Here is a 22,188-nt window from a genome sequence, read left to right on the forward strand (position 1 = left end):
AATCCTGGGGAGGATCGCGCCCGTGCCAGGAACCGGGCGCGACGGGGGTGGAGCGGGGAGAGCATGGACGAGGGGAAGCCCACGAAGGCGAAGTGGTGGAACCGCCCGCGCCCCCAAGGCCACCCGGACGACAGCGCCCCGGGCGGCGGCCGGGAGGACACCGACGGCGACTTCGAACTGGCCCGCCCGGCACCACCGGCCCCACCGGCCGACGCCGACGCCGACGCCGACGGCGACGGCGACTACGAGCTGAGCGGACCGGTGCCGACGGCGCCCGCTGCCGCCTCGGCGGAGGCGGGCCTCGCGGGGGTGCCGGCGGCGCGTTCGGCGGACGCTTCGGAGACGGATGCCCCGGCTCTGCCCGTCTCCTCCGAGGGGCGGGCGGTCTCCGCCGAGGAGGGTGTCGAGCCGGTCGCCGCGCTTGCCCCGGCTCCTGGTGAGGCGCGCCCCAAGCCGCTGCACGATCCCGACCCCTACAGCACCCCGCCCTACGGCGAACCCGGCCCCTGGGCCCCCGCCCCGCCCGTACAGCACCCGGCGGTGCCCCCCGCCCCCGGCGCGGCACCACCCACGCCGGCCCCCGCCCCGCCCGTACAGCACCCGGCGGTGCCCCCCGCCCCCGGCGCGGCACCGCCCACGCCGGCCCCCGCCGCGCCGACGCCCGCCACCCCAGCTGCCGCAGCGCCCGCCCCCGCTCCTGCCGCTGCCCCTGATACCGCCCCCGACCTCGATCCCGCGCCCTCCCCCGACCCCTGGTACCGGTACGACCCCTGGTCGAAGAACTCCGTCGGCTCGGCGTCCGTCGGGCCCCTCCAGCAGACCGGGGCCGTCGTGCTCAGCAGGGAGCAGCGGCGCAAGCGGGCGCGGAAGGCGCTCGTCGGGGGAGCGCTCGGGCTGGCGCTCGCGTCCGGGGTGCTCGGCGGGATCGTCGGGGCCTATCTGGAGCGCACCGGCGGGATCGACGGCGTACAGCTGCCGCAGGCCTCCGCCGAGCCCGCCGGGCGGGACGCCGACAGCGTCGCAGGGATCGCCGCCCGCGCCCTGCCCAGCGTCGTCACCCTGCACGTCAGCGGGAGCGGGGAGTCCGGCACCGGCACGGGCTTCGTGCTGGACACGCGGGGCCACATCCTCACCAACGAACACGTCGTCGAGCCCGCCGGGTCCGGCGGTGGGATAACCGTGGTCTTCAACGGCGGCCAGACCGCCGAGGCCGAGATCGTCGGCAAGGACAGCGGCTACGACCTCGCCGTGGTCAAGGTCAGCGGCGTGCGCGGACTGACCCCGCTGCCCCTCGGCAACTCCGACAACGTCCAGGTCGGCGACCCGGTCGTCGCCATCGGCGCCCCCTTCGACCTGGAGGGCACCGTCACCTCCGGCATCATCAGCGCCAAGGAGCGGCCCATCACCGCCGGCGGCGAGAGCGGCGACGGCAGCGACGTGTCGTACGTGGACGCGTTGCAGACCGACGCGCCCATCAACCCGGGCAACTCCGGCGGCCCCCTCCTCGACGCGCGCGGCCAGGTCATCGGCATCAACTCCGCCATCCGCTCCGCCGTCGACGGCTCCGATCCCGACGGCGGTCAGGCCGGCTCGATCGGCCTGGGCTTCGCCATCCCGGTCAACCAGGGCAAGCGGGTCGCGGAGGAGCTGATCAACACCGGTGAGGCGACCCACCCGGTCATCGGCGTCACCCTCGACATGGACTACTCCGGCGACGGAGCCAGGGTCGGCGCCGAGGGCAGCGGCGGCGGCTTCCCGGTCACCCCGGGCGGCCCCGGCGACCGGGCCGGCATCCGCCCCGGGGACGTCATCACCGCGCTCGACGGCCGGCGCGTCCACTCCGGTGAGGAACTGATCGTCAAGACCCGCGCGCACCGCCCCGGAGACCGCCTGGAGCTGACCGTCGAGCGGGACGGGAAGGAACGCACGCTCACCCTGGTGCTCGGCTCCTCCGGGAGCGGCTGACCTCGATTGACAGAAACTTCACAGACCGGACGCCGGCACCCGGCGCCACAAGGCAAACAACGCGAAAAACCCGTCGTCGAGAGGGACTCGGCCGCCGTGGGGCGGTACCGGTCGGACAGGTGCGACAGGTACCGTGGACCCGGCCCGGACCACGGAAGACCGGAACTGACCACCGAGGGCCGAGGACCGCGGACATCGCAAGGAGCTTCAGGTGTTCAATGACATAGGTGCGCTCGAGGTGGTGACGCTCGTCGTCCTCGCCGTGCTCGTCTTCGGTCCGGACAAGCTCCCCAAGGTCATCCAGGACGTGACGCGCACGATCCGGAAGATCCGTGAGTTCTCCGACAGCGCCAAGCAGGACATTCGCGCCGAACTCGGCCCGGAGTTCAAGGACTTCGAGTTCGAGGACCTCAACCCCAAGACGTTCATCCGCAAGCAGCTGGACAACGAGGACCTGGGGCTGAAGGAGATCCGCAACGGCTTCGACCTGAAGAAGGAGATGGCGGAGGTCACGGACGCGGTCCACGGCCGCGACACCGACTCGTCCTCCTCTTCGTCCTCGACGTCGTCCTCCTCGACGTCGTCGTCCGGCGGTCGCCTGGACATGACCAAGAAGCCCGAGGAACCGGCCAAGGACGACCGTCCGCCCTTCGACGCGGACGCCACCTAAACCCCTCCCGCCCCCTCGATGTGAGGGGGCGCACGTTCCGCGCGCCGGGTGAGTTCCCCGCAGGAAGCGGCGGGGTGGCTATGCTGCCTGGTTGTTGCGCGGGCCGTATCAGAGAGGCGACGCCGCCCGAAGGGGGGCGGGCCGGGGCGGTCCGGCGAGAGCGAGGAGGCGTCCGGGCATGGAGACGACGAGTCGGGCAGTCGCACAGGCGCCGGCCGCGGAGGGTGGACAACACGCCCCCTCCGCCCGGCGCACGATCGACGGCTACCTGGAGGCGCCCTTCCCGTGGTACGGCCTCGACGAGGCCTTCACGGGACCGCGCTGGCTGATGCAGGTGGGCACGGCGGCCGACGGGGCCGTCGAGCACGGTTCGATCGGGCACGGCGACGAGCCCTCGGTACGGCACGAGACGTCGGGCGAGGACCGCGGCAAGTTCGCGGTCGTCGTGACCGTCGCCGCCAACCCGGTGCGGCGCAGCCCGGACGGCACGGGCCTGCTGGAGGCCACGTCGGTGTCCTCGGCGGCCTGGCTGGCGGGGCTGGGGCTGCTGTCCCACACCTGGCCCGGCCATATGGACCACAGCCTGCGTGACGACTGGCTCGACCAGCAGACCGAGACGGCGTGGGTCCTCGCGGACGACCTCGACGGCTCCGACTGGTCGACGCTGTCCCTGCCCGTCGACGGCGTGCCCGCGCCCTTCCACTACCGCGAGTCCGAGTTCGGCTGGGTCCTCGCCGGCTCGACGCAGGAAGGGGTGCATGTGGGGGCGTACGGCAGGGGGATGAGCGCGTACGGGCTCGGCTTCGCCGTGATCAAGGACATCGCCGCCTACGCGTGACAGGCGGCCTACGCGTGACAGGCGGCCTACATGTGACAGACCGCCTGCGCGTGCCGAGGGGCGCCGGTGAGTTCACGGCGCCCCCTCAGGGCGTTGCCCTGGCCTGACCCTGACGTCCGACCCTGACGTTCAGAACTTGTTCCGCGGCGTGATCCCCAGCGACAGCCCCGAAAGGCCCCGCTGCCGGCCGCCCAGCTTGCCCGCGATCGCGCGCAGGGCGGAGCCCGCCGGGGAGTCCGGGTCGGTCAGGACGACGGGCTTGCCGTCGTCGCCGCCCTCGCGCAGACGGACGTCGATGGGGATGCTGCCGAGGACCGGGACGGTAGCGCCCGTGGTGCGGGTCAGTCCGTCGGCGACCGTCTGCCCGCCGCCCGTGCCGAACACGTCGACCATCTCGTCGCAGTGCGGGCAGGGCAGGCCGGACATGTTCTCGACCACGCCGACGATCTTCTGGTGGGTCTGCACGGCGATCGAGCCGGCCCGCTCGGCGACCTCGGCGGCGGCCTGCTGAGGCGTCGTCACCACCAGGATCTCCGCGTTCGGGACCAGCTGGGCGACGGAGATCGCGATGTCGCCGGTGCCCGGCGGCAGGTCGAGCAGCAGCACGTCCAGGTCGCCCCAGTACACGTCCGCCAGGAACTGCTGGAGCGCCCGGTGCAGCATCGGGCCGCGCCACACCACCGGGGCGTTGCCCGGGGTGAACATGCCGATCGAGATGACCTTCACGCCGTTCGCCGACGGCGGCATGATCATGTTCTCGACCTGGGTGGGACGCCCGTCGGCGCCCAGCATGCGCGGCACGCTGTGGCCGTAGATGTCGGCGTCGACGACCCCGACCTTCAGACCGTCGGCCGCCATCGCCGCCGCCAGGTTCACCGTCACCGAGGACTTGCCGACGCCGCCCTTGCCGGACGCGACCGCGTACACGCGCGTGAGCGAGCCGGGCTTGGCGAAGGGCACCTCGCGCTCGGTCTGGCCGCCGCGCAGCGCGGACGCCAGCTCCTTGCGCTGCTCGTCGCTCATCACGTCGAGCGTGACGTCGACGCGGGTGACACCGTCCACCCCGGACACCGCGTCGGTCACGCGCTGCGTGATGGTGTCGCGCATCGGGCAGCCGGAGACCGTCAGGTACACGGTGACCGCGACCGCTCCGTCCGCACCGATCTCCACCGATTTGACCATCCCGAGTTCGGTGATGGGGCGGTTGATCTCGGGGTCGTTCACCGTCGCCAGCGCTTCGCGCACCGCGTCTTCCGTAACCATAAGGACGATGGTACGGCGCTACGCGGTGGCCCCGGGATGCCCGTCACCGGTCGTCTACGTCACGTCCGTGCGACCGTTCCGCCGGGAATACGACATGCTCGTGGTGTCCGTCGTGCCGCCCCTCCAGCTCCTTGACCATGTCCTGGAGTTCGGAGCGGATCCAGTCGCGGGTGGCGACCTCGCCCAGTCCGATGCGCAGGGCGGCGATTTCGCGGGTGAGGTACTCGGTGTCCGCGATGGACCGCTCGTTCTGCTTGCGGTCCTGCTCCAGGTTGACCCGGTCGCGGTCGTCCTGCCGGTTCTGCGCGAGCAGGATCAGCGGGGCGGCGTAGGAGGCCTGGAGGGACAGCATCAGCGTCAGGAAGATGAACGGGTACTCGTCGAAGCGCAGCCCGCTCGGCGCGAAGATGTTCCACACCACCCACAGGATGATGACGAAGGTCATCCAGACGATGAACCGCCCGGTGCCGAGGAAGCGCGCGATGCGCTCGGAGAGCCGTCCGAAGGCCTCCGGGTCCCACTCGGGCAGGAGCCGGCGCCGGGGCGGGCGCGGCTGGTCCAGGCGGACGCGGGTCCGGGCGGCGGTGGCGCCGGCCGGGGTGCGCTCGGGGCGTCCGTGTTCACGCTCGGGCGTCATGCGGGCCACCTCCCGCCACGGTCTCGTCCAGGTGGAACTCCGTCTCCCGCCAGTCGTCGGGCAGCATGTGGTCCAGGAGGTCGTCCACGGTCACCGCGCCCAGCAGCGACCCCGCCTCGTCGACGACGGGCGCCGCGACCATGTCGTACGTGGCGAAGAACCCGGCGACGACGGGCAGGGCCGCGTCCGGCTCCAGGGGTTGCAGATCGGCGTCGAGGATCGAGCCGACCAGGGTGTACGGGGGGTCGCGCAGCAGGCGCTGGAAGTGGACCATGCCGAGGTACTTGCCGGTGGGGGTGTCGTCGGGCGGGCGGCAGACGTAGATCTGGGCGGCGAGGGCCGGGGACAGGTCGGGGTTGCGGATCCGGGCGAGGGCGTCGGCGACGGTGGCGTCGGGCCGCAGGACGATCGGCTCGGTCGTCATCAGACCGCCCGCCGTGTGCTCCTCGTACGCCATCAGGCGCCGCATGTCGGCCGCGTCGTCGGGCTCCATCAGGCTCAGCAGCCGCTCCTTGTCGGCCTCGGGCAGCTCGCCGAGCAGGTCGGCCGCGTCGTCGGGGTCCATGGCCTCCAGGACGTCCGCCGCGCGCTCCTCCTTCAGCTTGCCGAGGATCTCGATCTGGTCGTCCTCCGGCAGCTCCTCCAGCACGTCGGCGAGGCGGTCGTCGTCGAGGGCGGCGGCGACCTCGGCGCGGCGCTTGGCGGAGAGGTGGTGCAGCACGTTGGCGAGGTCGGCGGGGCGCAGCTGCTCGAAGGTGGCGAGCAGGCTCTCGGCGCCCTGTCCGTTCTCCTCCAGGGAGAAGCCGGTGACGGCGGACCACTCCACCATCAGCGTCTCGCCCTTGCCGCGCCGGAACGCGCTCGCCTTGCGGCCCTTGCGCACGAAGACCCGGTCGATCTCCCAGTCCCGGCGGGCGGGCAGCTGCTGCACCGACACGTCGAGGACGGTGACCTCCTCGCCGGTTTCGGCGAGGGTGACGCGCCGGTCCAGGAGTTCGCCGACGACGAGGCGTTCGGTGGGCCGCTGCTCGAAGCGGCGGACGTTGAGCACGCCGGTGGTGATGACTTGTCCGGACTCGATGCTGGTGACCCGGGTCATGGGCAGGAAGATGCGGCGGCGGGTGGCCAGTTCGACGACCAGCCCGAGCAGCCTCGGCGGCTTGCGTCCGACGCGCAGCACGGCGACCAGGTCGCGCACGCGTCCCACCTGGTCGCCGTTGGGGTCGAACACGGCGACGCCGGAGAGGTGCGAGACGAAGATCCGGGGGACGCCCGCGGCCATGGCCGCACCTCCTTCTCGTACGCGCGCGTACGGGGTTGTGACCGCTGTGGTCCGGGTGGTGTGTGCAGTGGGGTTCTTCTCCCGATTGCCCGTTCGGGCGGGCTTCAGGCTAGCCCGTCCCGATCGGGCACGCCCTGGTGAGCGGTCCGGACGGACTGGCTCCGCCGGCCTGCGGCGGCCCCGGTACGCTGCGGTACGCCGTTCAGGACACCCCCGCAGAAAGGCGCCCCCCTCTGTGACTGCGATTTCCCAGGGCCGTATCCATCGCCGGGCCGCGCTGGTGAGCACGGTGTGCGCGCTGGTCGTGACGAGCCTGGGGCTGACGGGGTGCAGCGAGGATCCGGACGCCGGCACCAACGGGGTGGGCAAGCTGTCCGCCGCCGACATCCAGACGAAGACGAAGGCGGCGGCCGGCGCGGCCGACGCGGTCCGGCTGTCGGGTTCGGTGGTCGCCGGCGGCAAGTCGTACCGGCTCGACATGCGTCTGAAGGCGAACGGTGGGACCGGGACCGTCTCCGCGCAGGGGGCGAGCTTCCAGCTGCTGCGGGTCGGCGAGCAGCTGTACCTGAAGGCGGACGCGGCGTTCTGGAAGAACGAGGATGGCAAGGCCGGCGCCGGCTCGGACACGGCGGCCGCGGACAAGCTCGACGGCAAGTACGTGAAGGTGCCGACGGGCGACCCCTCGTACAAGAAGTTCAGCGGCTTCACGGACAAGGACCTCCTCCTCGACGGGCTGTTGACGTTGCACGGTTCGCTGGGCAAGGACGGGCACCACGAGGACTCCGCGTCCGGTGAGCGCGTCATCCGGATCGAGGGCGACGAGGGCGCCGGCGGCACGCTGGACGTCTCGCTGGAGGGCGAGCCGTATCCGGTGCGCCTGGTGCGCGCGGGGGACGCCGGGACGCTGAGCTTCTCGGCCTGGGGCGAGGAGTTCGCCCTGACCGAGCCGAAGAAGGGCGACACGGTGGACTACGGCAAGGAACTGCCGACGTCCTGAACGGGCCGGGCCCGCAGTACCCGGGCCTGCTTCCGTTCCGCTGCTTCCGTTCCGCTGCTTCCAGGTCCGCCGCTTCCGGTTGCGCTACTTCCGTCTGCGCTTTCGGAGCAGCAGGCGCGGCAGCCCCGCGGGGATCGCCTCACGGGTCGTGGCCGGCGACGGCAGCGGGGCCTCGGCCAGCGAGCCGTCGGGCAGCGGTGACGTGCCTCCCGTCGGCTCCAGGCGGAGCACCCTGCACTCGGCCGCCCAGCGCCCGGTCATCGCCTCGCCGTCGGGCGCGTTGAGCCGCTTGCCCTTGAGGTCGGCGACGGCCGCGTCCCACGCCTCGGTGCCGGGGGCGAGCTGCACGACCCGCGCCGTCCAGGAGACCAGCCGGCCCCCCTTGTCCTTGCTGCGGACGGTCACCTCGGCCGACCCGCCGTCGGCCAGGCCCGGCAGCGGCTGCTCGCCGGGTCCGTCGCCGACCAGACAGGCCGCACCCTCGTGCCACACGTGCCACAGCGCCCGCGCGGCCGGGGCCGAGGCCCCCTTGACCCAGATGAGGCCGGACTTCTTCGTGGCCTCCTCGACGAGGGCCTGGTCGACGAGGGCCTGCTCGTGCGGCTCGCGTGTCATGGGCTCACCCTATCCAGGGGTGCTCAGAGCCAGCCGTTGCGCTTCAGCGAGCGGTGGATGCCCAGACAGATCACCACGGTGACCCCGAGCACCATCGGGTACCCGAACCGCCACCGCAGCTCGGGCATGTAGTCGAAGTTCATGCCGTACACACCGCAGACCATCGTCGGGACGGCGATGATGGCCGCCCAGGAGGTGATCTTGCGCATGTCCTCGTTCTGCGCGACGGACGCCTGCGCGAGGTTGGCCTGGAGGATGGAGTTGAGCAGCTCGTCGAAGCCGACGACCTGCTCCTGGACGCGGGCGAGGTGGTCGGCGACGTCCCGGAAGTACTTCTGGATGTCGGGGTCCACCAGCCGCATCGGCCGCTCGCTCAGCAGCTGCATGGGACGCAGCAGCGGCGACACCGCGCGCTTGAACTCCAGCACCTCGCGCTTGAGTTGGTAGATCCGGCCGGCGTCGGTGCCGCGCGGGCTGCCCTTGCGGCCGGGGGAGAAGACCTCGGTCTCCACCTCGTCGATGTCGTCCTGGACGGCGTCCGCGACCGCGATGTAGCCGTCGACGACATGGTCGGCGATGGCGTGCAGCACGGCCGAGGGGCCCTTGGCGAGCAGCTCGGGGTCGTCCTGGAGGCGGTGGCGCAGCGCGCGCAGCGAGCCCTGGCCGCCGTGCCGGACGGTGATGAAGAAGTCCTTGCCGGTGAAGCACATGACCTCGCCGGACTCGACGACCTCGCTGTTGGCGGTGAGCCGGTCGTGCTCGACGTAGTGGATGGTCTTGAAGACGGTGAACAGGGAGTCGTCGTAGCGCTCCAGCTTGGGGCGCTGGTGGGCCTGCACGGCGTCCTCCACGGCGAGCGGATGCAGCCCGAACTCCCGTGCGATGCCCGCGAACTCACTCTCCGTCGGCTCGTGCAGGCCGATCCACACGAAGCCCCCGTCGCGCCGCACCTGACGCATCGCCTCGTGCGGGGTCAGCGGCGTCGCGGACTCCACCCGGGACCCGTCGCGGTAGACGGCGCAGTCGACGACGGCCGAGGGGGTGCCCGGGTCGCGGGTGGTGTCGTACGCGCCCCCGTCCTTGCGCAGGGACGGGCGGGACGGGCGGACCACGGCACGCAGGTCGCGGATCATCGACATGGCAGGCTCCTTCGCGACGGGCAACGAAAGGAAAGGCCTACGACGGGTGGAACTACCCGGAATGGGGACGTCCTGAGTGCGGATGTTTGGCACGTCCACAAAGCGGGGAGCACCGCACCGTCGCGGTGGCGGTTTCGTTGCTGATACAGCTACTGCTTCTGATCGGACGGATCAGGCAAAACGAAATGCAGCGCTCTTCCGCGTGGTGAGAGTGCGAGAGGTGGCGGTCAGCCGGAGCCGGGTCAGCTACGTCAGCGGCGGGAAGAGCGAGTGGTACTGCACGGTCGACTTCGATCCATGACAGCCCCACCTCCTCCAGCCGGTCCCCCGTGGGGGATGCCCTTCGGCGTCGGGGCTTGATCGCGACGCTTCTGCGTGCTGCCCCGAACCACCGGGCCAGAGTATCAGCCGACCACAGTGTCAAGGCGCTGCTCTGCCCGGTACTGACGAGTTCTATGCTCGCGACATGGCAGATGTTCTTCCTCTGGTCGAGGCCCGGTTGCGCACCGCCCTGGGCGAACCGGACGCCCGCGCCGCGGTCACCTTCCTCGGCACGGACCGCATCGAGGTCCTGCGCTTCCAGGAGGGCGACATCGTCCGCTACGCCACGCTCGGCATGTCCGCGCAGCCGATGGGCGACCCCACGGCGATGCTCGCCGACCCGGTGCGGGGGCCGCGCGCCGAGCTGGTCCTCTCCGTGCGCGGCGCTGTCGCCGACACCGACAAGGTGCTCCGTCCGCTCGCCGTGCTCGCCGCGTCCCCGCAGGTCGAGGGGGTGATCGTGGCGCCGGGCGCCTCCCTCGACGTCGGCGAGGCCCTGTGGCCCGGCGCGCCCTTCACCTCGGTGCTGGTCGCCGAGCCGGGCGGTCTGGTCGAGGATCTGGAGCTCGACGAGCCGCTCGATCCGGTCCGTTTCCTGCCGCTGCTGCCGATGACCCCGAACGAGGCGGCCTGGAAGCGGGTGCACGGCGCACAGGCGCTCCAGGAGCGGTGGTTGACGAACGGGACGGACCTCCGGGATCCGTCCCGGAGGTCCGTCCCGCTGGACTGACGCGGACCCGACGCCGGCCCGACGTCACGTGACCAAGGTCACCAACCGGCGGCCGGAACAGGTCAGTTGACGTGGCGTCGACGGGTTCAGTTCGCGAAGACGCTGATCCCGTCCTCGGCGGCGTGCTTCGGCTCCAGCTGTTCGGCCTCGTGCGTGAGGGCCTCGCGGCGTACGACGACGACCAGCGCGCCCACGGCCGCGGTGACCGCCGCCACCACGAACGGGATGTGGACGTCGGTCCACTCCTCGATCTTCGGCGCGAAGAAGGGCGCGGCGGCCGCCGCGAACCAGCGCACGAAGTTGTAGCCCGCGCTCGCCACCGGACGCGGGGCGTCCGAGACGCCGAGGGCCAGCTCGGTGTACACGGTGTTGTTCACGCCGATGAACGCGCCGGACAGGATCGTGCAGACGACGGCCGTGGCGTGGTCGCCGTAGCCGAGGACGAGCACGTCGACGGCGAGCAGCGCCAGGGAGCCGCCGAGCACCTTCAGCGAGCCGAACCGCCCCTGGAGGCGCGGCGCGACGACCACCGAGAAGACGGCGAGCAGCACACCCCAGGCGAAGAACACCGCGCCCGACTTGTAGGGCGTCATGTTCAGCACGAACGGCGTGAAGGCCAGCACGGTGAAGAACGTGTAGTTGTAGAAGAACGCCGAGACCGCCGCCGAGGCGAGACCGCCGTGGCCGAGCGCCCGGATCGGGTCCAGCAGCGAGGTCTTGCGGGCGGGCCTCGGCTGCTCCTTCAGGAACGCCGTGATGCACAGGAAGCCCACCGCCATCAGGGCCGCGGTGCCGAAGAAGGGATAGCGCCAGCTCGCGTCGCCGAGCAGTGCGCCCAGCAGCGGTCCGCACGCCATGCCGAGGCCGAGGGCGGACTCGTACAGCAGGATCGCCGCGGCGCTGCCGCCCGCCGCCGCGCCGACGATGACCGCGAGGGCCGTGGAGACGAAGAGCGCGTTGCCCAGGCCCCAGCCGGCCCGGTAGCCGACGAGCTGGCCGACCGTGTCCGACGTGCCGGACAGTCCCGCGAAGGCGATCACCAGGGCGAGACCCAGCAGCAGCGTCCTGCGCCCGCCGATCCGGCTGGAGACGAAGCCGGTCAGCAGCATCGCGAAGGCGGTGATCAGGAAGTAGGAGGTGAAGAGGAGGGAGACCTGGCCGGCCGTGGCGTTCAGGCCGGAGGCGATGGACGGCAGGATCGGGTCGACGAGCCCGATGCCCATGAAGGCGACGACGGACGCGCCGGCGGTCGCCCACACCGCCTTGGGCTGCCGCAGGATGCCGCCGGCTCCCTCGGGCGCTCGAAGGGGGGACTCCGTGTCGTGCTCCATGCCGTGCTCCGATCCCGACGGTAGATGGTTGGTGTTTACACATGGTAAGTTAGCGCAGCTAATTAATGCAAGCTACATCTATCTGGTCGGTGAGCGGGGTTCCGGCCGGACGGGTGATCGTCCTTGACGTGGGCGGGATGGGGTAGGACCGTGGAGCCCTATGAGGGGCGAACCCAGTTGCCCGAAGTGTGGTGGCCGGGTCAGGGCTCCCGGACTCTTCGCCGATTCCTGGCAGTGCGATGTGCACGGCACGGTGCATCCGCTGCAGCCCGTGATCCCGCCCAGCGTCGAGGCCCTCAGTGTCGTCGTGCACCGCACGCAGGTGCCGGTGTGGATGCCGTGGCCGCTGCCGGTCGGCTGGCTGTTCACGGGCGTGGCGTACGCCGGTGACGACCGCAGCGGCGGCCGGGCGAGCGCCGTGGCCTGCTCGGGTCCCGGTCCGCTCGGCGGCATGGGCGAGCTGATCCTCGTCGCCGAGGAGCTCGGCGTCGGCCTCGGCGCGCGCTACGCCGGCATGGAGGGGCCCGACCCCGGCCCCTACATGAACGTCGAGAAGCCGCCCCAGGCCAAGGTCCTGGCCGCCGGCCGCCCCACCCCGCTGTGGCACGTCACCGGAGCCCCCGACGACCGCGCCGTCTTCGCGGGCGAGGCGCTCGGGCTGTGGCTGTGGGCCGTGGTGTGGCCCGAGCAGACCGGCCTGCTCATGTACGACGAGCTGGTGCTGACGGATCTGCGGGACGCGGGGGCGGAGATCGAGCTGGTGCCGTGCGGGGCGCTGTCGCCGCGCCTGCTGAAGCCCTAGGTGTTCTGTCTCGGGAGGTTGTGGACGGGTGAGCGCCGTCTGTGTAGGGGGCGCTCGGTGGGTTCGGGTGTGACAGAGGGCGTGCGCGTTGCCGTTATGCTGGAGCGTCCCGTTCCGCTCGTCACCGCCTGGAGTCCGCGTCGTGCGCATCGACCTGCACTGTCACTCCACGGCCTCCGACGGCACGGACACCCCGGCCGAACTGGTCCGGGGGGCCGCCGCGGCCGGGCTCGACGTCGTCGCGCTCACCGATCACGACACCACCCGTGGACACGCCGAGGCGATCGCCGCGCTGCCCGCGGGGCTCACCCTCGTCACCGGCGCCGAACTGTCCTGCCGGGTCGACGGCATCAGCATGCACATGCTGGCCTACCTGTTCGACCCCGAGGAGCCCGCGCTGCTCGCCGAGCGGGAACTCGTGCGCGACGACCGGGTGCCGCGGGCCCGCGCCATGGTCGCGAAGCTCGGCGAGCTGGGCGTCCCCGTCACCTGGGAGCAGGTCGCGCGGATCGCCGGCGACGGGTCCGTCGGACGGCCGCACGTCGCGACCGCGCTGGTGGAGCTGGGCGTCGTCCCCACCGTCGGCGACGCGTTCACCCGCGACTGGCTCGCCGACGGCGGGCGCGCCTACGTCGAGAAGCACGAGACCGACCCCTTCGAGGCGATCCGGCTGGTCAAGGCCGCGGGCGGCGTCACCGTCTTCGCCCACCCGGCCGCGAGCAAGCGGGGCCGCACGGTCCCGGAGTCCGTGATCGCCGAGCTGGCCGCCGCCGGCCTCGACGGCGTCGAGGTCGACCACATGGACCACGACACGGACACCCGCGCCCGGCTGCGGGGGCTCGCGAAGGAACTGGGGCTGCTGGTCACCGGGTCCAGCGACTACCACGGCAGCCGCAAGACCTGCGTGCTCGGCGAGTACACGACCGACCCCGAGGTGTACGGGGAGATCACCCGGCGGGCGACCGGAGCGTTCCCCGTCCCCGGGACCGGCGGAGTCTGAGACCCGACCTCCGCGGGACCGGCGGAGCCTGGGACTCGACCTCCGCGGGACCGGCGGAGCCTGGGACTCGACCTCCGCACGTCCACCTCCACCCTGTTCGCCCCCTTTCGCGCAAGGCCTCCGTAACGATGTTCGATCTCGCCGTCTTCGGCTCCCTGTTCCTGACCCTGTTCGTCATCATGGATCCCCCGGGGATCACCCCGATCTTCCTCGCCCTGACCGCCGGACGTCCCGCCAAGGTGCAGAAGCGGATGGCCTTCCAGGCCGTCTGCGTCGCCGGCGGGGTCATCGCCGTCTTCGGGCTGCTCGGCCACCAGATCCTGAACTACCTGCATGTGTCCGTGCCCGCGCTGATGATCGCGGGCGGACTGCTGCTCCTGCTGATCGCGCTCGACCTGCTCACCGGCAAGACCGACGAGCCCAAGCAGACCAAGGACGTCAACGTCGCCCTGGTCCCGCTGGGCATGCCGCTGCTCGCCGGACCCGGCGCGATCGTGTCCGTCATCCTCGCCGTGCAGAAGGCCGACAGCGCCGCCATGCAGGTGTCGGTGTGGGCGGCGATCCTCGCCATCCACGTCGTGCTGTGGCTGGTGATGCGCTACTCGCTGCTGATCATCCGGGTCATCAAGGACGGCGGCGTGGTCCTGGTGACACGGCTCGCGGGCATGATGCTGTCCGCGATCGCCGTGCAGCAGATCATCAACGGCGTCACGCAGGTCGTTCAGGGGAGCTGAGGCCCGCCGTCGTGTCAGTGGTCGCGCTGATCGGAGTGGGCGCGCAGGAGCTGCCAGCAGCGACGCACATGCCGCTCGGCCTCCAGCACGGCGGCCGACTCGTCGGGCGTCGCCTCTGGGGGAGCGGGGTGCGCGGGTGCCGGTCGTGCGGCGGCGGGCGGTGTGGGAGCGGTCGGGGTGACCGGCTCGCCGTCGCGGCGGGCGGGGACCTCCGGGGGTGCCGCGGCGTTGCGCCGTCGGAGCGGCGGACGGTCCGTGCCCGCCCCCTGGCGTCGGGCCTGGGGGCGGGTCGCCGCCCACCGTGCGGCCAGGATGACGCCGGTGGCGGCCGCCGCGGCCAGAGCGGGTTCCGCGTGGTGTGCGAGCACAGGGAGATGACCTTCCCGTGGAGTGGCGGTCGAGGCGGTGTGAGACACCCGGTGCTGACCACGTACCCGCCTCGGACGGAATCAGCCCGGCCGACTGGCCGCCGCTCCGGCGTCCTGCCTGCTTCCGGCCATCTTTCGCCTGCCCGCTTTCACCCGTATGAGTGACCGGTGGGGTCGGATCGCGAGGACGGACCAGGCACGCGCGGAGCCCCGTACGGCGTCATGGTGATGCCGTACGGGGCTCCGCGCGTGTGTAAGGGGCCCGTGGGTGGGTGGTCGAGGTGTTACGAAGCCGAGGTGTCGGCCGGACGGATCCACAGTCGCTGCCCGATGGCGGCGGCCTGCTGAACGATCCGGTTGACGGAGGCCGCGTCAACGACGGTGCTGTCCACGGGCGTGCCGTCGACGTCGTCGAGCCGCATGATCTCGAAGCGCATGGCTTCTCCCTTCGTCTGGTCATCCTCCTGAGGAGAACTACTGATGTGTGGCCCACGGGACGACGGTGCCCCCTGTTCCGTTCGTATTCAACGCGGTGGTTGTTACAAACATTCCCTACGCTAAAGAAATTTTTCGAACGTCTAACTACTGACGGGTAAGCGTGCTCACCGGGACCGAACGGGACCGGTTGTGTTCGCAGCGTGACCGCCGGGACAATGGAGGCGATGAACGACGACCTCGCGGCCCTCGCCGCCCGCATCGACCGCACGAACGAGCTGCTGACCCGCATGCTCGCCGAGGTGGCGAAGACGCCGTCGACCCACGCCATCTTCGTCGACGCCGGCTACCTCTACGCCGCGGCGGGCCGGCTGGTCGCCGGGACCGAGGACCGCAGGGCGTTCGACCTCGACGCCGAGGGGCTGATCGAGGCGCTCATCGACCGGGCGCGCACGATCTTCGCGGACAGCCGGCTGCTGCGGGTCTACTGGTACGACGGCGCGCGACGCCGCATCCACACCGCCGAGCAGCAGTCCATCGCCGAACTCCCGGACGTCAAGGTCCGGTTGGGCAATCTGAACGCCAACAACCAGCAGAAGGGCGTCGACTCCCTGATCCGCACCGACCTGGAGTCCCTCGCCCGGCACCGCGCCATCAGCGACGCGGCACTGCTCGGCGGCGACGAGGACCTGGTCTCGGCGGTGGAGGCGGCCCAGGGGTACGGCGCCCGCGTCCACCTGTGGGGCATCGAGGCCCCGGAGGGCCGCAACCAGGCCGAGCCCCTCCTCTGGGAGGTCGACAGCCAGCGCACCCTGGACCTCGACTTCTTCAAGCCGTACGTCTCACGGCGCACCGCCGCGGCGTACGAGCCGGCCGGCGCGAACCGGCCCACCCGCGAGGACGTCCGCTTCGTCGGCGCGCAGATCGCCGCCAAGTGGCTGGCGGCACGAGGCCGGGAGTCGCTGGTGGAACTGCTCCCCGGCCACCCCTACCTGCCCGGCTCCGTCGACCAGGATCTCCTGGTGGAGGCGGAGGGCATCCTCCAGTACTCGCTGCGCGGCCAGGCGGACCTGCGGCGCGCGCTGCGGGACGGGTTCTGGGAGCACTTGCAGACGCAGTACTAGCCCGTATCGGCTCGGGTCGGACCGCGTCGGCCCGTATCGGCTCGGGTCGGACCGCGTCGGCCCGTATCGGCTCTCCCCTCAGCTCTGTACGACCTCGTCCCAGAAGTCCGCCAGGCCGTGGGCGGTGGGCAGGGGCTGTTCCAGGTTCGGGGAGTGCTCGGCGCCGGGGACGACGGTCCGGGACGCGCCCAGCTCCACGGCCATGTCGTCCAGGACGGTCACCGGCCAGGTGTCGTCGCGCGCACCCGACAGCACGTGGAGCGGCAGCGGAACGGTGGCGAGTTCGGCGACCCGGTTGGGCTCGACGAGCAACTGGCGTCCGGTGGCGAGGAGTTGCGCCGGCTTGTGGTTCACCCAGCGCAGGCGCCGCAGCGCCAGCTCGCCGAACCCGCGGGCGGGGCCGCCGACTTCCTCCGGCGGGCCCATGGCGAGGATCGCCTCCCACACCTCGGCCATCTCCATCACCGCGAGGGCGTCGTGCAGCAGCTTCACCCGCTGCCGCTGCGACTCGGAGATGTGCGCGGGGCCCGAGGCGAGCAGGGTGAACGAGACGAAGGGGGAGTGGTCCAGGAGCACGGCGGCGCGGGCGATCTGGCCGCCCAGGGAGTGCCCGACGAGGTGCACGGGGGTGTCGAGAGCAGCCGCCTGCGCGAGCACGTCCCGCGCCAACTCCGCCTGCGCGTAAGGTGCTTCATCGCGTGCGGGGCCGTGCGACTCGTTCTGCCCGCGTCCGTCCACGGCGACGGTGCGGTAGCCGCGGGCGGCGAGGGGCTCGTGCAGGAGGTGGAAGTCCTCCTTGCTCCCGGTGAACCCCGGCAGCAACAGCGCGACGCCCAGCGGTTCGACACCGGGCGCCGCCGGCGCGTCGACGACGGCGAACTCGCCGCGCTCGGTCCGCAACGGGTACGCGCGTGCGCCGGGAGGCGGGGTGAAGCTGATCGGCGTGGTCACGGGCCGAGGCTACCGGGAGGGCGGGGGAGGGGCGCGGGGAGGTCGGGTCTTCGGGGCGCGACTTCAGGGCGCGTGTTCAGGGCGCGGCTTCGGTTCAGGGCGAGGCTTCGGGCGCGGCTTCGGTGCCGGGAAGCTTCCGCAACGCCGACGGCCCGGTCCTCCCCAGGGGGAACCGGGCCGTCGGCGTGTGCCGTCGTGTCGGACGGACGGTCAGTTCTCCGCGGACTCCGCGGCTGCCGCCGTCTTGCGCGTACGCCGAGCCTTCGGCGGCGCCGCCTCGGCGACGTCGCCCGCCGCCTCGGCCGCGACCGCTGCCGACGCCGCGGTCTTGCGGGTGCGGCGGGGCTTGACCTCGGGCTCCTGCGAGACCTGCGCCGGAATGGCGGCGGCGGTCTTGCGGGTGCGGCGCGGCTTGGCCTCGGTGGCTTCCGCCGTGTCGACCGCCGTGACCTCTGCCGGGGCAGCGGCCGTCTTACGGGTGCGGCGCGGCTTGGCTTCCGTGGCTTCCGCCGTGTCGACGGCGGTGGTCGCGGCGGCGGCCGTCTTGCGCGTGCGGCGGGGCTTGGCCTCGGTGGCTTCCGCCGTGTCCACTGCCGTGACCTCTGCCGGGGCGGCGGCCGTCTTGCGGGTGCGACGCGGCTTGGTCTCCGCGACCTCGGCCGTGTCGACGGCGGTGGTCGCGGTGGTCGCGGCGGCGGCGGCGGTCTTGCGGGTGCGGCGCGGCTTGGCCTCGGTGGCTTCCGCCGTGTCGACCGCCGTGACCTCTGCCGGGGCGGCGGCGGTCTTGCGGGTGCGGCGCGGCTTGGTCTCCGTGACCTCGGCCGTGTCGGCGGCGACCTGCGCCGGTACCGCCGTCTTGCGCGTGCGGCGCGGCTTGGCCTCGGTGGCCTCAGCGGTGTCGACCGCGGCCTCCGCCGGGGCGGCAGCGGCCTTCCTGGTCCGGCGCGGCTTGGTCTCCACGGCCTCCGCCGTGTCGACGGCGGCCTCTGCCGAGACCGTCGCCTTGCGCGTGCGGCGCGGCTTGGCCTCCGGCTCCTGCGCGGCCTGGGCCGGGATGACCGCCGTGGCGACCGTCTCCGCCGGGGCGGCGGCGGCGGTCTTGCGGGTGCGGCGCGGCTTGACCGCCACGGCCTCGGCCGTGTCGACCGCGACCTCCGCCGTGCCGGCCTCCGCCGTGTCGACCGCTGTCTGCGCCGGGGCCGTCGTCTTGCGGGTGCGGCGGCGCGGCTTCGTCTCCGCGGGCTCCGCCGTGGCGACGGCGGCTTCCGCCGCGGGCGTCGCCTCGGCGGCCGGGGCGGTCGACGCGACCGAAGTGACCGACGCGGCGGGCGCGACCGGTTCCGGCACGGCCGGCGTCGTCGGGGCCGGCTCGACGGCCGGCTCCGTCACGGCCACCGGCGCGTCCGACGCGACCGCGTTCCGGCGGGTGCGGCGGCGGCGCGGCTTCGCGGCGTCGAGGGACTGCTCCGCCGACGCCCCCTCCGCCGTCGTCACGGCCGCCTCCGCGGCCTCGGGCGCGGCGGGCTCGACGGCCGCGGTCGCCGACACGGCGCCGACGGTCTCCTGCTGGGACCCGCCCCGCGTCCGGCGACGACGGCGCGGCGTACGAGGAGACGTCGCCTCCTCGGCGGCCGGAGCCGTGGCCTGCCCGGTCCGACCGGTCTGCTCGTTCTGTCCGACCTGCTCGGGCGCCGGCGTCCCGTCGACGGCACTGCCGCCACGCGTACGACGGCGGCGGCGCGGCGTACGGGTGGTGGAGTGCTCGCGCTCGGCGGTGCGGGAGTCGTCCCGCCCGCCCCTGCGGTCGCCACGCCCGCGTGCACCACGGCCGCCCGGCTCGCCCAGGTCCTCCAGCTCCTCCGCGTCGAGCCCGGCGCGCGTGCGCTCCGAGCGCGGCAGGACGCCCTTGGTGCCCGCGGGGATGCCGAGTTCCTCGTAGAAGTGCGGGGAGGTGGAGTACGTCTCCGGCGGGTCGCTGAAGTCGAGCTCCAGCGCCTTGTTGATGAGCTGCCAGCGCGGGATGTCGTCCCAGTCGACGAGCGTGACCGCGATGCCCTTGGCGCCCGCGCGGCCGGTACGGCCGATGCGGTGCAGGTACGTCTTCTCGTCCTCGGGGGACTGGTAGTTGATGACGTGGGTGACGCCCTCGACGTCGATGCCGCGCGCGGCGACGTCGGTGCAGACGAGCACGTCGACCTTGCCGTTGCGGAAGGCGCGCAGGGCCTGCTCGCGGGCGCCCTGGCCGAGGTCGCCGTGGACCGCGCCGGAGGCGAAGCCGCGCTGCTTGAGCTGGTCGGCGAGGTCGGCCGCCGTGCGCTTGGTACGGCAGAACACCATGACCAGGCCGCGGCCCTCGGCCTGCAGGATGCGCGCGACGATCTCGGGCTTGTCCATGTTGTGCGCGCGGTACACGTGCTGCTTGGTGTTCGCGACCGTCCTGCCCGCGTCGTCGGGCGAGGTGGCGTTGATGTGCGTGGGCTGCGTCATGTAGCGGCGCGCGAGACCGATGACCGCGCCCGGCATGGTCGCCGAGAACAGCATGGTCTGCCGCTTCGCCGGCAGCATGGCGATGATCTTCTCGACGTCGGGCAGGAAGCCCAGGTCGAGCATCTCGTCGGCCTCGTCGAGGACGAGGGACTTGATGTGCTTCAGGTTCAGCTTCTTCTGGCCCGCGAGGTCCAGCAGGCGGCCCGGGGTGCCGACGACGACGTCGACGCCCTTTTTCAGGGCCTCGACCTGGGGCTCGTAGGCGCGGCCGCCGTAGATCGCGGTGACGCGCACGTTGCGCACCTTGCCCGCGGTCTGGAGGTCGTTGGTGACCTGCGTGCACAGCTCGCGCGTGGGGACGACGATGAGCGCCTGCGGCGCGTCGGTGAGGTCCTCGGGGCGGGCGCGGCCGGCCTCGACGTCGACGGGGACGGTGACGCGCTCGAGGAGCGGGAGACCGAAGCCGAGCGTCTTGCCGGTGCCGGTCTTGGCCTGGCCGATGACGTCCGTGCCCGACAGGGCCACGGGGAGCGTCATCTCCTGGATGGGGAAGGGGGTGATGATGCCGACGGCCTCGAGGGCCTCGGCGGTCTCGGGAAGGATCCCGAGCTCTCGGAACGTGGTAGTCAGGGTGCTGCCTCTTCTGTGTGCGCGGTGCGAGGCGAGCGCGGGGGTCGTGTCGGACCGTGCCGGGGACGTAGGCCGCCTCTCACGGGCAAGCCGTCAGGACACGGGACCTCATCCGACGCTCTAGCGTTCGTACCGCTGAGGGTGTCCCTCCGATCGTCGTACGCACTGTGCCGTACGGTCAGGGAGGGCTGTCAGGTCGGAGCCGATCGGGCCACCGACCGGGCATCCTCATACGTGCGGCCCGTCGAATATTCGGCAGGCGCATTACCACCATACCTTGGATTCGCGCACATGCGATGGCCGATTCGGTCACGTTGTGGTTGTCACACCGATGGGCGCGGTCCCACGCGCCGTCGTGGTCGCACTGACTGACCAGGGACTTCCCTCGCGCGGCGAGCGAGCTATTGTGCGCTGCATGACGACCTCTGACAAGCCTGACAACGAGAACGCCGCCACCGGCATCGCCGCCCAGGACTGGGCGAAGGCCTCCGCCGATCCCCAGTACCGGGCCGCGGTCGTCGACCTGCTCGGCGCGCTCGCGTACGGCGAGCTGGCGGCGTTCGAACGGCTCGCTGAGGACGCCAAGCTGGCGCCCACCCTCGAGGACAAGGCGGAGCTGGCGAAGATGGCGTCGGCCGAGTTCCACCACTTCGAGCGGCTGCGTGACCGGCTCACGGAGATCGGCGAGGAGCCCACGCGCGCGATGGAGCCGTTCGTGGCCGCGCTCGACGGCTTCCACCGGCAGACGGCCCCCTCCGACTGGCTGGAAGGCCTCGTCAAGGCGTACGTCGGCGACTCGATCGCCAGCGACTTCTACCGCGAGGTCGCGGTGCGCCTGGACGCCGACACGCGCGCCCTGGTGCTCGCCGTCCTCGACGACACCGGCCACGCGGGATTCGCCGTGGACCGGGTGCGCTCGGCGATCGACGCGGACCCGCGCGTGGGCGGACGGCTCGCGCTGTGGGCGCGGCGGCTGATGGGCGAGGCGCTGTCGCAGTCGCAGCGGGTGGTCGCGGACCGCGACGCGCTGTCGACGATGCTCGTCGGCGGCGTCGCGGACGGGTTCGACCTCGCCGAGGTGGGGCGGATGTTCTCCCGGATCACCGAGGCGCACACGAAGCGGATGGCTGCGCTGGGCTTGGCGGCGTAGGGCTCCGCCGGGGGTTGCCGTTGGGCGCCGTGGGGGCGGGGGAGTGTTTCGGCCGACGGTCCGTGGAGGGCTGGTCGCGCAGTTCCCCGCGCCCCTTTGGGGTGTTGCCGTCACGTTCCCGGTGAGGCTTGGCGGTGTCGCCGTGAAGATTCCGGTGGGGGCTTGGCGGTGTCCGCGTCTACGCGGGGGCTGATCGGCGCAGGCGGCGGGTCGTGGGGCGCAGGAGCAGGGAGAGGGAGGCGGCGGAGACGATCGCCGCGCCCAGGAGGCTCAGCAGTGCGGAGCCGGGGCCCAGTGCGCTGTGGGTGACGAAGTCGCCGAACAGCGCTCCTGCGATGCCCGTCGCGAACACCAGGGTGGGCGCGGGCAGACGGTGGGACAGGCGATGGAACGCCGCCCACGCGAGCACGAGACCGAGCACAGCGGAGCCGATTGCTTCCAAGATCATGCGGGTCCCCTCCAGACGGCGGGCTGTGCTTCGAGGTCGTAGCCCGTCATACCCGTGACCTGCGAAAGGCAATCCTCCCCTGTGGGTCAGTTGTGCGCCATCCGTGGAGAACCGAGGCGTGTGTCGACAAGGGGTCGACGACGGGCCGGCAACGGCGAGGGGCCCGGCAGCCGTTCGGGATGCTGTTGGTTTATTCGGGCCTGTGCGTGACGTTGGCCTTCAAGACCCGGTTGTGGTCTTGAAGGCCGACGTTGTCGTATGGGGTGGGTGC

General features: G+C 72.2%; 21 protein-coding genes. 10 read left to right on the forward strand and 11 right to left on the reverse strand.

Features of this window, described 5'->3' with window-relative positions; translation table 11 throughout:
- The first annotated feature begins 63 nt into the window (after positions 1-63).
- The 3 genes from ACFYX4_RS40095 to ACFYX4_RS40105 all read left to right on the forward strand — a co-directional run bounded on the left by ACFYX4_RS40095 (position 64) and on the right by ACFYX4_RS40105 (position 3,473).
- Positions 64-1,965 (forward strand): S1C family serine protease, encoded by a 1,902-nt coding sequence (locus ACFYX4_RS40095; RefSeq protein ID WP_389344749.1) that lies wholly within the window; start codon positions 64-66, stop codon positions 1,963-1,965.
- 211 nt (positions 1,966-2,176) lie between these two features.
- Positions 2,177-2,635 (forward strand): sec-independent translocase, encoded by a 459-nt coding sequence (locus ACFYX4_RS40100; RefSeq protein WP_389344751.1) that lies wholly within the window; start codon positions 2,177-2,179, stop codon positions 2,633-2,635.
- Between the two features lie 178 nt (positions 2,636-2,813).
- Complete coding sequence (locus ACFYX4_RS40105; protein WP_389344753.1) at positions 2,814-3,473, forward strand: hypothetical protein; 660 nt, start codon at positions 2,814-2,816, stop codon at positions 3,471-3,473.
- Positions 3,474-3,602: 129 nt separating this feature from the next.
- On the opposite strand, the gene ACFYX4_RS40110 is transcribed toward ACFYX4_RS40105, so the two are convergent.
- The 3 genes from ACFYX4_RS40110 to ACFYX4_RS40120 are packed head-to-tail and all read right to left on the reverse strand — an operon-like array spanning position 3,603 to position 6,655.
- A complete protein-coding gene (locus ACFYX4_RS40110; protein ID WP_389344755.1) occupies positions 3,603-4,736 on the reverse strand; it encodes an Mrp/NBP35 family ATP-binding protein in 1,134 nt (377 codons plus the stop codon).
- Between the two features lie 43 nt (positions 4,737-4,779).
- Positions 4,780-5,373, reverse strand: a complete 594-nt coding sequence (locus ACFYX4_RS40115) for a DUF1003 domain-containing protein (RefSeq protein WP_389344757.1) — start codon at positions 5,371-5,373, stop codon at positions 4,780-4,782.
- Complete coding sequence (locus tag ACFYX4_RS40120) at positions 5,357-6,655, reverse strand: magnesium transporter MgtE N-terminal domain-containing protein (RefSeq protein ID WP_389344759.1); 1,299 nt, start codon at positions 6,653-6,655, stop codon at positions 5,357-5,359. Before ACFYX4_RS40120 ends, ACFYX4_RS40115 begins: the two co-directional genes overlap by 17 nt.
- 235 nt (positions 6,656-6,890) lie before the next feature.
- On the opposite strand from ACFYX4_RS40120, the gene ACFYX4_RS40125 reads away from it, so the two are divergent.
- Entirely contained in the window at positions 6,891-7,652 is a 762-nt protein-coding gene (locus ACFYX4_RS40125; protein ID WP_389344761.1) for a hypothetical protein, read from the forward strand.
- 84 nt (positions 7,653-7,736) lie between these two features.
- On the opposite strand, the gene ACFYX4_RS40130 is transcribed toward ACFYX4_RS40125, so the two are convergent.
- Complete coding sequence (locus ACFYX4_RS40130) at positions 7,737-8,267, reverse strand: hypothetical protein (RefSeq protein WP_389344763.1); 531 nt, start codon at positions 8,265-8,267, stop codon at positions 7,737-7,739.
- A gap of 23 nt (positions 8,268-8,290) precedes the next feature.
- The gene (locus ACFYX4_RS40135) at positions 8,291-9,406 is read right to left on the reverse strand and encodes a magnesium and cobalt transport protein CorA (RefSeq protein WP_389344765.1); all 1,116 of its coding nucleotides are present in this window, start codon (positions 9,404-9,406) and stop codon (positions 8,291-8,293) included.
- Positions 9,407-9,872: 466 nt separating this feature from the next.
- On the opposite strand from ACFYX4_RS40135, the gene ACFYX4_RS40140 reads away from it, so the two are divergent.
- Complete coding sequence (locus tag ACFYX4_RS40140) at positions 9,873-10,457, forward strand: suppressor of fused domain protein (protein ID WP_389344767.1); 585 nt, start codon at positions 9,873-9,875, stop codon at positions 10,455-10,457.
- 86 nt (positions 10,458-10,543) lie between these two features.
- Here ACFYX4_RS40140 and ACFYX4_RS40145 read toward each other — a convergent pair whose 3' ends face one another.
- Entirely contained in the window at positions 10,544-11,788 is a 1,245-nt protein-coding gene (locus ACFYX4_RS40145) for an MFS transporter (protein ID WP_389344769.1), read from the reverse strand.
- A 160-nt stretch (positions 11,789-11,948) separates the two neighbouring features.
- Here ACFYX4_RS40145 and ACFYX4_RS40150 point away from each other — a divergent pair, with 160 nt between their 5' ends.
- The 3 genes from ACFYX4_RS40150 (at position 11,949) to ACFYX4_RS40160 (ending at position 14,324) form a co-directional block, all read left to right on the forward strand.
- Positions 11,949-12,590, forward strand: a complete 642-nt coding sequence (locus ACFYX4_RS40150) for a DUF6758 family protein (RefSeq protein WP_389344771.1) — start codon at positions 11,949-11,951, stop codon at positions 12,588-12,590.
- Between the two features lie 142 nt (positions 12,591-12,732).
- A complete protein-coding gene (locus ACFYX4_RS40155; RefSeq protein WP_389344773.1) occupies positions 12,733-13,590 on the forward strand; it encodes a PHP domain-containing protein in 858 nt (285 codons plus the stop codon).
- 128 nt (positions 13,591-13,718) lie between these two features.
- A complete protein-coding gene (locus tag ACFYX4_RS40160; protein WP_389344775.1) occupies positions 13,719-14,324 on the forward strand; it encodes a MarC family protein in 606 nt (201 codons plus the stop codon).
- 14 nt (positions 14,325-14,338) lie between these two features.
- On the opposite strand, the gene ACFYX4_RS40165 is transcribed toward ACFYX4_RS40160, so the two are convergent.
- A complete protein-coding gene (locus ACFYX4_RS40165) occupies positions 14,339-14,692 on the reverse strand; it encodes a hypothetical protein (RefSeq protein ID WP_389344777.1) in 354 nt (117 codons plus the stop codon).
- Positions 14,693-14,976: 284 nt separating this feature from the next.
- A complete protein-coding gene (locus ACFYX4_RS40170; protein ID WP_007384531.1) occupies positions 14,977-15,129 on the reverse strand; it encodes a hypothetical protein in 153 nt (50 codons plus the stop codon).
- A gap of 216 nt (positions 15,130-15,345) precedes the next feature.
- On the opposite strand from ACFYX4_RS40170, the gene ACFYX4_RS40175 reads away from it, so the two are divergent.
- Positions 15,346-16,251, forward strand: a complete 906-nt coding sequence (locus ACFYX4_RS40175) for an NYN domain-containing protein (protein WP_389344793.1) — start codon at positions 15,346-15,348, stop codon at positions 16,249-16,251.
- Positions 16,252-16,329: 78 nt separating this feature from the next.
- Here the strand turns inward: ACFYX4_RS40175 and ACFYX4_RS40180 are convergent, their stop codons facing one another.
- On the reverse strand, positions 16,330-17,202 hold the full coding sequence (locus ACFYX4_RS40180; protein WP_389344779.1) for an alpha/beta fold hydrolase: 873 nt from the start codon (positions 17,200-17,202) through the stop codon (positions 16,330-16,332).
- Positions 17,203-17,412: 210 nt separating this feature from the next.
- Positions 17,413-20,226: a DEAD/DEAH box helicase gene (locus ACFYX4_RS40185; protein WP_389344781.1), complete on the reverse strand. Its 2,814-nt coding sequence runs from the start codon at positions 20,224-20,226 to the stop codon at positions 17,413-17,415.
- 499 nt (positions 20,227-20,725) lie between these two features.
- On the opposite strand from ACFYX4_RS40185, the gene ACFYX4_RS40190 reads away from it, so the two are divergent.
- Entirely contained in the window at positions 20,726-21,469 is a 744-nt protein-coding gene (locus tag ACFYX4_RS40190) for a ferritin-like fold-containing protein (RefSeq protein ID WP_389344783.1), read from the forward strand.
- A gap of 178 nt (positions 21,470-21,647) precedes the next feature.
- Here ACFYX4_RS40190 and ACFYX4_RS40195 read toward each other — a convergent pair whose 3' ends face one another.
- Positions 21,648-21,917, reverse strand: a complete 270-nt coding sequence (locus ACFYX4_RS40195; RefSeq protein ID WP_389344785.1) for a hypothetical protein — start codon at positions 21,915-21,917, stop codon at positions 21,648-21,650.
- Positions 21,918-22,188 lie beyond the last annotated feature (271 nt).

The sequence above is a fragment of the Streptomyces sp. NPDC002328 genome, from assembly GCF_042890065.1.
GTDB lineage: Bacteria > Actinomycetota > Actinomycetes > Streptomycetales > Streptomycetaceae > Streptomyces.